17 protein-coding genes and 1 pseudogene are annotated in these 12,106 nt (G+C 48.4%); 1 reads left to right on the forward strand and 17 read right to left on the reverse strand.

The features are described 5' to 3' along the window. Positions 1-11: 11 nt before the first annotated feature. The gene (locus tag C0K55_RS21135) at positions 12-326 is read left to right on the forward strand and encodes a toxin ArtA (RefSeq protein ID WP_105266963.1); all 315 of its coding nucleotides are present in this window, start codon (positions 12-14) and stop codon (positions 324-326) included. 1 nt (position 327) lies between these two features. Here C0K55_RS21135 and trbA read toward each other — a convergent pair whose 3' ends face one another. The 17 genes and pseudogenes from trbA to traR form a co-directional block, all read right to left on the reverse strand. Beyond that, the gene (gene trbA / locus C0K55_RS21140; protein ID WP_105266964.1) at positions 328-675 is read right to left on the reverse strand and encodes a conjugal transfer protein TrbA; all 348 of its coding nucleotides are present in this window, start codon (positions 673-675) and stop codon (positions 328-330) included. 15 nt (positions 676-690) lie between these two features. Then, positions 691-1,434 (reverse strand): type-F conjugative transfer system pilin assembly protein TraF, encoded by a 744-nt coding sequence (gene traF, locus C0K55_RS21145; protein ID WP_123058163.1) that lies wholly within the window; start codon positions 1,432-1,434, stop codon positions 691-693. Next, positions 1,427-1,684, reverse strand: a complete 258-nt coding sequence (locus C0K55_RS21150) for a conjugal transfer protein TrbE (protein ID WP_123058164.1) — start codon at positions 1,682-1,684, stop codon at positions 1,427-1,429. Before C0K55_RS21150 ends, traF begins: the two co-directional genes overlap by 8 nt. Before the next feature lie 26 nt (positions 1,685-1,710). Continuing rightward, positions 1,711-3,519 (reverse strand): type-F conjugative transfer system mating-pair stabilization protein TraN, encoded by a 1,809-nt coding sequence (gene traN / locus C0K55_RS21155; RefSeq protein WP_105266967.1) that lies wholly within the window; start codon positions 3,517-3,519, stop codon positions 1,711-1,713. Then, a complete protein-coding gene (gene trbC / locus C0K55_RS21160) occupies positions 3,516-4,154 on the reverse strand; it encodes a type-F conjugative transfer system pilin assembly protein TrbC (RefSeq protein WP_123058165.1) in 639 nt (212 codons plus the stop codon). Before trbC ends, traN begins: the two co-directional genes overlap by 4 nt. A gap of 27 nt (positions 4,155-4,181) precedes the next feature. Continuing rightward, the gene (locus C0K55_RS21165; RefSeq protein ID WP_105266969.1) at positions 4,182-4,634 is read right to left on the reverse strand and encodes a hypothetical protein; all 453 of its coding nucleotides are present in this window, start codon (positions 4,632-4,634) and stop codon (positions 4,182-4,184) included. Next, positions 4,627-4,962, reverse strand: a complete 336-nt coding sequence (locus C0K55_RS21170; protein ID WP_105283433.1) for a hypothetical protein — start codon at positions 4,960-4,962, stop codon at positions 4,627-4,629. The genes C0K55_RS21165 and C0K55_RS21170 overlap by 8 nt, the downstream gene beginning before the upstream one ends. A gap of 161 nt (positions 4,963-5,123) precedes the next feature. Further along, positions 5,124-5,492 carry a hypothetical protein gene (locus C0K55_RS21175; RefSeq protein WP_105283434.1) on the reverse strand — a complete coding sequence of 123 codons (369 nt, stop codon included), beginning with the start codon at positions 5,490-5,492 and terminating at the stop codon, positions 5,124-5,126. Between the two features lie 153 nt (positions 5,493-5,645). Continuing rightward, entirely contained in the window at positions 5,646-6,638 is a 993-nt protein-coding gene (gene traU, locus C0K55_RS21180; protein WP_045896540.1) for a conjugal transfer pilus assembly protein TraU, read from the reverse strand. Next, positions 6,635-7,267 (reverse strand): type-F conjugative transfer system protein TraW, encoded by a 633-nt coding sequence (traW, locus tag C0K55_RS21185; RefSeq protein ID WP_105267013.1) that lies wholly within the window; start codon positions 7,265-7,267, stop codon positions 6,635-6,637. The genes traU and traW overlap by 4 nt, the downstream gene beginning before the upstream one ends. Then, a complete protein-coding gene (gene trbI, locus C0K55_RS21190; RefSeq protein ID WP_105267012.1) occupies positions 7,264-7,650 on the reverse strand; it encodes a type-F conjugative transfer system protein TrbI in 387 nt (128 codons plus the stop codon). Before trbI ends, traW begins: the two co-directional genes overlap by 4 nt. Then, positions 7,647-10,277 (reverse strand): type IV secretion system protein TraC, encoded by a 2,631-nt coding sequence (gene traC, locus C0K55_RS21195; RefSeq protein ID WP_105267011.1) that lies wholly within the window; start codon positions 10,275-10,277, stop codon positions 7,647-7,649. The genes trbI and traC overlap by 4 nt, the downstream gene beginning before the upstream one ends. 126 nt (positions 10,278-10,403) lie before the next feature. Next, positions 10,404-10,766 carry a hypothetical protein gene (locus C0K55_RS26005; RefSeq protein ID WP_122998327.1) on the reverse strand — a complete coding sequence of 121 codons (363 nt, stop codon included), beginning with the start codon at positions 10,764-10,766 and terminating at the stop codon, positions 10,404-10,406. 26 nt (positions 10,767-10,792) lie between these two features. Then, positions 10,793-10,867: pseudogene (locus C0K55_RS27220) on the reverse strand (hypothetical protein); the annotation flags it as partial. 206 nt (positions 10,868-11,073) lie between these two features. Further along, a complete protein-coding gene (locus C0K55_RS21205; protein WP_105283435.1) occupies positions 11,074-11,382 on the reverse strand; it encodes a hypothetical protein in 309 nt (102 codons plus the stop codon). A 10-nt stretch (positions 11,383-11,392) separates the two neighbouring features. Beyond that, entirely contained in the window at positions 11,393-11,863 is a 471-nt protein-coding gene (locus C0K55_RS21210; protein ID WP_045896532.1) for a hypothetical protein, read from the reverse strand. Then, the gene (gene traR / locus C0K55_RS21215) at positions 11,856-12,077 is read right to left on the reverse strand and encodes a conjugal transfer protein TraR (RefSeq protein ID WP_105266995.1); all 222 of its coding nucleotides are present in this window, start codon (positions 12,075-12,077) and stop codon (positions 11,856-11,858) included. Before traR ends, C0K55_RS21210 begins: the two co-directional genes overlap by 8 nt. Positions 12,078-12,106 lie beyond the last annotated feature (29 nt).

Genomic DNA, 12,106 nt, shown 5'->3' on the forward strand with positions numbered 1-12,106 from the left:
CAGAGGTGCAAATGAGAAAGCTATCTTTTAAAGAAAAACTGGAAATAATCAGAAATATAATAAGAGAGTCGTTACTGGGAAATGCGGCAATTATTGCGCTGATATATGCAGCATCACATTCATTACCGGTCAATGCCTTCCCTGACTATCTTGTAATAAGTTTATTAAGTATCGCAGCTGGCATCGTTGTATTATGGTTATTTTCAATTATCTATATTTATTTTTGTGAGCTATTCAGAAGTCACTGGATTGCGGTATGGTTTATCATATGGTCTTCAGTAATCAACCTCATTATTTTGCATGGTTTTTATGACCGTTTTATATGACTTAGCCTGTCATAAGCACCCTTATAAAAAACCACATCACTCCGGACCATACTGATGACAACATAATACAGATAAATATTCTTCTGAACCTGTCGAAGCTCGTAACGTCCGGTAATGCGGCCGCAACTATTGAAACAACCAGTGCTGCCCCCTGACTCATAATTGCACCACACAGAAACCAGAGGCTGGCGGCAAGCACATATAAACACGCGATATTAATAACAAGGAAAACCAGTGAACTCAGGAGAAACATTTTCCTGTCATTACGCTCAGAAAAGAAATAACCGGCAATAATGACAAATATTAACAGAACAACACCTGTAAACATTTTCAAATAATCTTCACTCATAAATTAAATCCGCGATTAAAAATTTGGTTTAAAATCTTCAGAAACGTTCAGGAACTGTTTTGCCAGGTCGTCCTGTGAAATAAAGCCGTATGATAACGGGCGAACCCTGCCCTGTTTCGGGTCAACCAGCATCATGGCCGGGAAATATTTCACGCCGAGGCGCTGCGCCTGCCCCTGGTCAGTCCGGGAATCCGGCAACAGCGGATTAATCACGCCATCCACGGAAACGGGAATAACACTCAGACCATACGTATCCCGGAAGCCATTAATGACCTGCGCCAGTTGCCCGTCGATGGGGTCCTGCCCCCGGTAAAAAAACATGATGCCGTAGTGTTCAGCCAGTTTCGCAATGGCCTGTCGCTGCTGCGCCTGGTCTGCTGCCAGCTGGTTCCGTACCGTGCCGTTGTAATGGCTGTACTGCAGGTTATAGTCCAGTTCAGGATGTGCCAGCATGGCCTTTTTGGCACTCATGGTGAAAAGCCCGGCCTGCTGAGTCCAGTAATTCTGCAGCCGGAAATATTTCACAAAATTATCCACGCCGGGATACAGAATGGCTTCGTACAGCGCCCGCTTTGTTGCCGTCTGCAGCGCGGCCAGTTTCTGCATAATATCCGGTTCCTGACGGGGGGCTGCAGGTACAGGTTTATTTTCTTTTTCCTTCGGATTTATTTTCTCGTTATACCACTGCCAGCCTGCATCTTTCCCTGATGCCGGAAAAATAAAGCAGCAGAGTAACAGTGGCAGTAATGCTTTATTCATCTTCATTCCTTTCATCACTTTTTCTTTCATCGGTTTTCTGCAGGTCAGTCAGGGCAGAAAAACAAAAATACAGAATAAACAGGAGCACACCGGAGTAAAGGATAACGAAAGCAGCAGCAAGCATCCCGCCCGCCGTGGTTTCTTTTACCGTATCCCACGACCAGATAATTACCGGGGAAATGACAATCGCTGTAATCGAAAGCCGGATAATAAAATCAACAAGACGATTAGAAGTGAATATGACTTTCATCATTTCCCCCGGTTATTTTCCCTACCTTACTGTCCAGCCTGCTTCAGCTGGTCAGCAATCTGTTCTTTCACTTTCTGCGTCAGAACGCCACTGTCCGGGATTTTCTGGTTATTCATCAGGTCTTCGTAAAAGTTAGTGAAATCCAGTCTGTCGAACTGAATTTTCTGCAGCTCATCAACCGTAATTCCCCGGCAGTCAGGATGCTTCGCACTGCCAAAACTGATACGCAGCTGACCATTGCGCCCCTGCTGCTGGACTATCTGCGCCAGTTTCGAATCAAACTGACAGTAGCTGCGTTTTTTCTCCAGACAGACACCCAGCACTTTCTTCGAACAGAACTCCCCAACGCTGACGGTCAGTTTGTTTGATTTTGCTTTAGCCAGGGCTTTTTCGTCACTGCTGCATTTGGCCAGCCCGATATCCTGCCCCCAGCCGCTGTCCTTACAGCAGTTGCTGTATCCGGCTGCAGCCTTCTTACAAAATTTCGCCTGACCGGTGAAAGCACGGACATCCACCCCGTTCAGCGCCGCAACATCCTTACCTGCAGCGGCCAGTGCTGCCAGCTGAGAAACGGCTTCGGCAAAATCATTACTCTGCCCGCTCTGAGCCTTATCGCATTCGCCATCGAGACAGAATACGTCACCACCACAAATCATGACCTTTCCGGATGTTTTTGACTCGCAGGAGTACGTGGCATATTCATGCAGACAGGCACCTTCTTCGGAGTAAAAGGCACACTGGTGTGACACCAGGGTACAGGCTGGATTGTCGGTGTACGTCTGACAGGTTCCCTTGTCTGCTGACTGTGTGACATACGTGTCCCGGTATGCCCAGCAGCTCTGATACATGCTGTATGACTGACCGTCTTTCACTATCGTCCTGTTCCCGCCAGCCTCCGTACATTCTGTTTTTGTCAGTTTCCCCATCTCCTTGCTGAACGGGCAGCTTTCAGACCAGACAACATACGGGGTGTACGAGGCTTTTTTTACCCTAACAACCAGGCGCAGCTTCATTGCCGTATGACGCTTAAATCTTATACTTTCTGCCCGGGTGGGATGAGATGAGGTAAAGGCCACACCGGCAGTCAGCGTTTTCTGCACTGGCGTAAATGAGGCATCCACGGATGTTTTCGAGTTCCAGTTCAGACGGCTGCCCAGCACGGTAATCACCATATTGTCACTTTTTTGTATATATATTCGTTTCCAGCTGTAATGAGCACTGACAATTTCGCCGGTAACGGGAGAGGTAATGGAGACGACATACTGACCATTCACTTCCCTGGAAGGTAACTGCCCCATATCATATTCCAGTGTCCGGGTTTCCCATGTGGTACTCCCTTGCAGCTCCATACTGGCAGTTCGTGTGCAGTACTGCTCCACCTGTAAATCCCGCTCACAGGTGTAATTCGTGTATTCACTCCGGCTAATCTCCTGCGCACTGCACTGCTGCCCGGTGTTTCCCACAATGCTGTCAGCCCGGTTCACCACATCCCTGCCGGTCTGGATAAACGGTGCATCCGGTGAAAGAATGTCTTTCGGCTTGTTCATGAAGGACTCTGTGATGGTTTTTCCGGTTTCACCGGTCGCCCATTCCGTGGTGCCATCATTTTTCAGGCCACCATCCCCGCCGGCAGTCACGCCACCGTAATATTTTGTTTCGTCCGGATTCGCGTTATAGCCGGGGATACTCTCCTGTGGATTAAAGCCCTGAATACTGCTGCTTCCCTGTCCTTTGATCTGGTGAGCAAAATCAGAACCGGCCCGGTAATCACTGTTGCTGTCAGCCTGTGCTATGCCGGCAACCAGAGCCAGTATCAGAGGTAAAATACGTTTCATTTCCCGGAATCTCCTTTCCCTGCCAGTAAATCATGAGCCACCTGCCGGCAGTCCCCCGTGGCGGCCACTTTCTCCAGCGCCTGGCCGATCCGCAGGTTTCCCCGGATGATGTCGTATCCCTGACGACAGAACACCACCAGTGCCGGTACACTGCGAATGCCGTACTGTGAAAACAGCGTCGGGTCGATCTGAACACCATCAGTTGCGCCGTCTTTCACCAGAGACAACACGGCTTCAGCGGTGGTCTTCAGGTCATTATTCACCATGCCCCGCAGTGTGGCCGGAATACCGTAGTGCCGGGTTTCGCCCAGCATCCGTTTCAGCCCCTCTTCGGGAATGGAAAACGACACAAAATACAGGGCACCCTGCCGGGGTTTCCCGTCCTGTGAAGCCTGCTGTTTACGAACCAGCTCATCCAGAAAATGGTTATCTGAACGCTGAAGGGGGTTTTCCAGCACCTGTTTCTCCGCCCAGGCCTTCAGCTGATGGTCAGGTTTTTCACGCAGTTGTCTGCTTAAATTTTCCTGCTGCTTCAGGAACTGGCGGTTTTCAGGAGTGTTCACATTTTCTGAGGCATGAACAGTGATATGCATCCCTGCAGTCAGGGCAAAAAACGCAAATATTTTCCAGTTCATGATATATCCTGATGGCATTATTACAATTTAATTACCCGTAGGGTTTTCTCTCAGTTTTTCTGCCAGTTTTAAAAAAGCATCAAATTCTTTCTGACCTGCACATATTTTACTGACTGTAACCGATACGGTTATTCCTGATATGTTATTGGCAGAGTCTTTAATATCATTATTATGGACGGAGACATTATCGGGACTGAAAATATAAACCTTTTCTCTGGGATAATCCCTGTCCACATCCTCCCGCCACTGAATCTGTTCTTTATCAAAACGGTGATACATTATTGAGGAAAACCGGCACAGCCAGTCGTCAATACATGACAGCTTATCCAGTAATTGTTGCGAATGACGGACCTCACAGGCAAGCTGCCGGCACTCCATAATGCACCGTGACACACCACCATTTGCATTCACAAGCGCTTTCATCTCCAGCAGAACACCCATATCAAGTATTCTGGAGCCATATTTTATATTATTACTCATTACATCCTCCTCTGTTTTTGCTTACACATTTATCCTGAATGAATACGTTAAAATACAAATATTTTAAAAACACAGCAGCAAAAACACATACAAAAGTAACCTCCAGATATAATCGAATGAGAAATATTTTCCCTGATATATCTGTTTTTTGCCATTCATGAATATTTTCACCGAGAATGCCATCAGGAGCAAAATAAAATAATATCACAGACACTATTACCAGATTAAAAGGAAACCATTTTAACGTTTCATTTATCAGATGGATAAGGACATAATATACATTTATAAAATTATGTATGTATTTATTTTTCATCATCTCAATTTTCATAGATATTCCTCTCATTGATTAACTTGATTTACAGGCAGTTTCTGATAAGTATGTTTTTCAGAATAATAGCTGCTCACATGTTTCCACCACTGCCCCAAACTTTTTCACAGCAATGCATTATTAAGAATAACTGACACCCCCGGTCGTCAATACATGACAGTTTATTCAGACATTTTCAGAGTCGTGTAAAACAAGAAGGACATCAAAAGAATAGCCAGAACAGACAATATAATCTGTGGGAGAATACAATTCATATACTGAACCGGTGTCATTTCATAAGTTCCACCATAAATACTTATATATATCTTTATCACAATTCCAGATAACACATACCCTATCCCCACAAAGATAACAGAACCCCCGAATCCTATAGCAGGCGTTTCGTCTCTAAACTTAAAAAACAAGTAGTAAAAAGCATCTAATATTACAGAGAGAAAAGCCAGCCAATATACCAGAATGCTACCATTGGTGGTCTCACCATATTGTTTTTCCATCATCCACATTGCAATATTTTGCATTAATTCCTGCATTATTTTCACCTTCTTGGCATTGATATATTAACGATTGATTTCATGTTGCTTACATATAAGCACTCAAATGACACTGACATCGTTCCTTAATTTAATTACTTCACTTAATATTTTTATTTGCTTCTAAGTTCTCCTTCAGCATCCTTTTTACATTCACAGAAATACACAGTTGCGTTTACGCCACATCAGGTAGCCAAAGTTTTTCTTTGTGTTGGGTGGATTTTTCCCGGTTTCCCAGCGGGTCACGCTGCGCCCGAACGGGTGGCACTGTCCGCTGTCCGGATACATATTCACCATCTGATAACGCCAGCGTTCTTTGGGCAGGATTGGGGACGGATATTCATTACAGACGGCGTTATTTTTCCCGATGGTTTCCATAATCATGCCCTGACGGTGCAGCTTGAACGCCATGCGTTCACTGACCAGCAGGGAGGACTGCAACGGACTGGACTCATTACTCACCCAGCCATTAAACGGGTACATACTTCCCTGCGAACCGGCACACCAGAACAGGGCATCAATGGGCATGTTAAAGGCACTGGCAATGGCATCTGCTGCACAGGCCCCCTGTGCTATCGGATTGGCAAAGATGACAGCTTCCGGATTGAGAATGGTGGTCAGGCTGCTGTCCGTCCAGGTGGGGTCGATTTCAGAAAGATAAGCGATATCCAGGTCACCACCTTCCAGACAGCCCAGCGATGTGATGATGTTAAGCCAGTACGTCAGCGGGTATTTGTACCAGTGAACGTGATAGAACGCCCCGTTCACCTGCTTCTCATCCTTTTTCGCCGTTCCCTGTGCCGTTTTACCAAAAGCCGGCAAACTGAAGCCCAGGTTCACCATACATCCCGGTGACCGGGTGACGTCCGTCAGCGCCATCGGCTCCCAGTAACCAATGGCCAGCCCGATACGCCTGAACAGCGGCGGCGGTGCCGGACAAATCTGAATGGGCATCGACGGGTTCGCCGTGTCGGGGACCTTACCCTGACTGACTTTGATACTGCCCAGCGAGAGCGGGAAAATACAGCTCCAGCAGATATCCGTGATCGGGTTTACAAAACGCCCCTCACAGGCAGACTCCGCTGACGCCGCAGGGACATGACCGGCGAGAAGGAATAACATCAGCAGCCACAGGCTTCGCTTCATTTTCTGCCCTCCTCTGCCGGAATAAATTCCACCTTCAGGAAGCGATCGCCGGGAACGGCGCTCACCCGTGCCGGTACCTGATCGATGCCGAGGCGCTGGCAGAGCACACCGTTCTGGTCAAAGAAAATACGGCTGTCCAGCGCTTTCTGCATCTCCGGGATACTGCCCTGCACGAGGATAATTTTGCTCTCCAGTGTGGGCGGCGTCTGGCGTTTCATCCAGGCCACCTGCGCCGGATCATCGCCATTGATGAAATACAGCGTCTGGTTAAAAGGAACATACTGCAGCGGATTCATCACTTCACCCTGACGGGCAAACACCCGCCCTTCGTTATCCCGGATATCCGCAGCCAGTCTGACGGACGGGTCAAACAACCGGCTGCCGTATTTCTCCGTGCGTCCGATACCGGGCACGGCAGGGGGCCGCAGGCTGTTACGGATCACCCGCTCCTTAAAGGCATCCATTTTCCGGCCCATCTCACCGGACTGCTCCAGTGCCGTCAGGCGCTGCATGATCACCGTCAGCATGTCCGGCTCCTTTACCGGCCACAGATCGCCCCAGGTGCCAAGATCGGCGGCGGCCACACTCTGCCCCCATATCAGCAGGGCAATCAGCCCCCGGCATCTCATGGCTCCGCCCTCATCCGCCGGGCAATATCCTGCTGGATTTCCCGGGTGATATCCGGTGCCCCCTGTACCACGGCAGGCGACACCAGAATGACCGCGTGGTGTTTCTGCTGCCACGTCTGCAGGCTGGCTTCCAGTGCCGTATTAAAACGCGCTGAAAGGGCTTTTGACTGTGCTTCTGACAGTTGTTTCTGACTGGCGCTGTCAAAAAACGCATCCACGGTCTGTTTCATGTTGAAGGCGACAGTCACCGGTGCGTTCAGTCTGACAATGCCGTAACTGACGACCGCGTTCAGTAACACCATTGCCAGGCATCCCGGCACCGTCCACCACCAGTGGCTGCGTCGACGGGCTGTAACGTCAGTCGTTTTTTGCGTTGTGGTCATGCAACACTCCTGTATTTCTCATGTTCTTCCAGCCAGGCCTCCAGCGAAGCCATCTCCGGCCCCGATTTCTTCCACGCCAGCTGCCACACCGCCTCATGAATACTCAGACCCTCTCTGCGTTTCTGCTGCACAAACTCAAAATCCGGGCCGTCAGAGCTGTACATGGCACGGCTTAACGGGTCCACAAACAGACGGTGCCAGGAGGAATGGTTTTCCACCTGCAGCAGGAAGGAACTGAACCACTGGTCTTTGGCCGCACCAAACTTACCAATCATGTCGCGCTGCAGTGGCTGGAACTGATCCGGGAATAACTGGTTATATTTCGCGAACTCCTTCGCACTCTGTTTGAGGATAATTTTGTAGGAGGAGTTACCCCATGCCGCGCGGGCAGCGCTGGATGCCTTGTCAGAGTCAAAGTCGACGATGTTCTGTGTGATGGTGATATAGGCACCGGTATGACGGCGACAGGTGCGGTAACCTTTTTGAATAAACTCACCAACTTTACGATTTTTGAAGTCCAGCAGACGCCAGCCTTCATCAATGACGTTCAGTTTCTTGAGGTTACGCGGCGTGCGGTACATCCGGTTCTCGATGTAAATGATAAGGCTGAACATCACCGCAACCAGCAGTGACGGACGGTCTTCCAGCCCACCCAGCTCCAGCACAACCATTCTGGCATCATCCCGCAGGGACGGTTCATCAGAGTTAAAATACCGGCCGTAAGTGCCGTTGGCAGTGTACTGGTCAAGCAGCACAATCATTTCGTCCAGACGGCTGCGGATGGTCGGTGACTCGACATACTGGTCGTTATCACGGGCGTTTTTCAGGAAATCCACCACATCATCAATGCGCGCCTGCTTCTTTTTAGCCAGCCAGGAGGCTTTGACCGCCTGCAGCAACAGACCTTCATGCACTTCATCCAGGTTACCGTTGGGGCTGGCCATCACCGACAACTGGTCACGGACACGCTCCGCTGACTGGTCAATATCAGTGATGTTCGCAAACGGGTTAAAGCGCAGGGTTTCACCGTCCAGATATACGCCCCCCATGTTCTCACACAGAGACTTGTAGCCATCCCCCATGTCGAACACCACGGCAAAGCCCCCGGAGTCCAGCACGCTGCGGATAAGTGGCTGTATCAACCCGGTTTTACCGGCCCCGGATGTTCCACAGACCGCCATGTTGTAGTTGGTGTTATTCATCCCCTTAAAGAAGATATCGATAAACGCCAGCTGGTTACGGTAGGTGGGTGCCAGCAGACCTGCCGGTGTCAGGGGGTTATCCGCCACTAACGGCATCAGGTTGGCCACATTAAAGCTCTCTGCGCGCTGAACCACACCGGCCTCTTTCAGCTGTTTAAACAGCCCTTTCCCGGCCATAAAGGGCAGGCAGGTCAGGAAGTTACGCATGTGGTTAAAGCGCGGTGAAATCAGCTCAAAACCGTTTTTACGAAAGCTGTTCAGAATGTCCTGCTCCACTTCCAGAGCCGTTTCATTGTTATCCTTGCAGAATGCTGTGATGTTGAGGAAGTAGGACACGACAGAAGACTGACCGGAGCCCAGCCGCTGGCGCAGTTCCCCCCACTCCTTAGCTTCTTTCTCCACGGACGGAAACCATTTGGCATAGGAGGTCTTCGACTTTTTCTCCAGGTCCATGTACTTCAGGTTGGCTTCGCTGTGGGTTTTCACCTGATCTTCCACCACCAGTGTCAGCGTCAGGATGAACGGGCAGGAAATGGACATTTCCGGGTTCAGCAGATTGCTGTAGTTGTCGGCCATGTTCCACAGGAAGGCGATTTCCGGGTTACGGGCCAGATGGAAATTCAGGATACGGGCTGTGCTGTTCCTGCCGTTCTCACGCAGCCCCAGCGTCAGGTAATCCGCCCGGACCTTCAGATCAAAACTGTCCTCCACACACTGATAATTCAGATCAGAATACGGGTCCAGCTGACGTCTTTTCGGGTACAGAGAGTCCGGATTATGGTTAATCATCTCCCCGACAATCTCGATGAAAGCCTGTGCATCCACTGTCTGTGTGGTGATTTTTGCGCCGTGAAAAGAGGCACGGATGATTTTCACCAGATTTTCCATTTCCAGAATGTCAGCCCGGCTTTTTTTCTTCGAGGGAGAACAGTACGAGATAAACACCCGGTAATGGCGCAGGGTCAGGGGCAGATTCATCCCCTCCGGCAGCGGAAACTGTGTCGCTGCCGCTTTCATATAATAGGCACGGGTAATGGCGTTAAACCGTTCAGCCTGTTCACCTGACCAGGAGAACTCACGCAGCCCGTATTCAATCCTGTCACCAACCAGCTGACTGGACATCAGATGGATACACAACGGAATACCGCGCGGCAGTTTGGTGCGCAGCATATGATCGAGAGCCTCCACAATGGACTCATTCGCACCATTGATGGGAATGGCTTCCAGCATAAAGCCCATCGTGGTGTCATTCATGAACAGGCCGGACTCCTGATTGTAATCACGGTACGGCAGCAGACGGCTGAACTGCGGGAAGCTCATCTCACCGAGGATCTGATTAGCCTGAGAGGATTCATCCGGTAATTTAAGCGCAGTCAGCAGTGAATTAACCGCCTGAGTGACGGCCTCAAGTGGGTTATTACTCATATGAGTATTCCTTAGTGCGTTTAAAAAAGGAAAATATCAGTCTGTGGGCCGTGGATATATCACGTAGTGCCATTCTTAAAACCACAGCACAAATAAGAGATGGAGGCTTTTAACAGGAAACCAGGATTAACGTTCCTTTGCTGAATGAGCATCATTTAATGCCTGAAGTTGTTTTTCACGTATCTTATTTCGCTCATTTTCTCTTACCCGTTTCACCTCTGCCATTTCGTTTTCCTTTCTACATTTTGATGCAAGCTCTTTTGCCTTACCAAGACTTAAAGGTTCAGGCTGATAATCAGAGGAGTCAGACTTAATGGCTTCCTTAAATGCATCTGCTGCACAGGGAGTATCCTGTGTAATCTCTGTCAGTTGTTCTGGTGTTGCAGGTTGTTGCTCAAGGTAATCATTGTAAAAAAGACCACATATCAACATAGCCATAACGCCAACAAATATAAAAGCCAGAACAGACTTTAAATATATCGACTTCATTTCATTTTAGCCTTATATAATTCCCACTATCGGATATACCCCTCATACTGAGCTACTGGCACATTAACGATGACTCCGGCACAGTCCAGTTTATTAACCGGTTCATCTATCGAGAATAACAGGCTTCTGAAAACAACATGCGTAATAAAAGCAACAAACACGGTAAATACACTAACAATCAATGTGCTGCCTCTGTTGACCCGCAGACTGAACTTTTCAGGGATAGCACGCTTCGACCTTTTATCCCCTGTGCTGCTTATTTGAAATTCATGTAAGTTTTGTTAATGCAGGTCATCGGCCTTTCTGTTCATCCTTCCCCCATCCGACAAAAGGAATAACTCAAGAAATAAAACATATAAAAGATAACTGTGGCCGCAAAAGAACCATCTATTACTGATAGCGTCAAATCAGGAGAACCGCCCCACATATTGTCATCATTAAACGACATGAAAGAAAATAAAAAACTGAGACCTGCAAGGCCAAGTAACATTAAAATATAGGCAAGCATATCTTTTATAAAAACACAAATAATTACATAGCCGTAACCACAGACAATGATTGCCATTGCAAAAAACAGCCGCAGATTACCCTCAAGACTTAACTGGTACTCAGTCATTTACCTACCCTCAATCAATGTTCTCTTCAGTAAACTTCCGGATGGTATCCTGTTCACACTGACGAGTGGCAGACTCCTGCATTGCATCCACTTTCTCCTGCCAGAGACGCCGGATATCCTTTTCATCCCGACCAGTCAGTTTTTTACCGGACAGCAGACGATTAAGCAGTTCCTGTCTCGCATCCGGTACGTCTTCAGTCAGACGCATAAGCTGAAGCAGGCTCTGACGGCTGAGGACCATGAGTGATTCCGGCAGGAGGGTGAAGAAGAAAATAAAAAAGCATACCGCACCACAGCAGGCAAGGACCGCAAACAGGATTTTCAGATATATACCATCAACGCCGAACGCAGCAATAATACAGGGAATCCATGCAATACACGCAAAAAACGCCAGGATGTTATCTATTCGGTTATGTCTGCGATATATCTGTTGATGTTCATCCAGAATAGAATCTATTTTTTCAGCTTCTGATTTATGCATAGTGTTTCCTCTGCCTTTCCTGATACTCCTGACATTCAACGCACAACGTCACACCGGGAAATATTCTTCGCCGGGCTTCCGGAATAGGATTTCCGCATGCTTCACAGAGATAAACAGGAATACCATGAGCATTTATTTTCTGGCGTATCCGGTTTATTCCTGTCATGGTCAGTTGTTCTGTCACTGAATATGCTTCATCGGCTTCATCACTCACGGAATATTCCTCCCGACATGTTCTGACAC

Origin of the sequence: Escherichia sp. MOD1-EC6098, from assembly GCF_002965865.1 — a bacterium.
Classification (GTDB): Bacteria; Pseudomonadota; Gammaproteobacteria; order Enterobacterales; family Enterobacteriaceae; genus Escherichia; species Escherichia marmotae.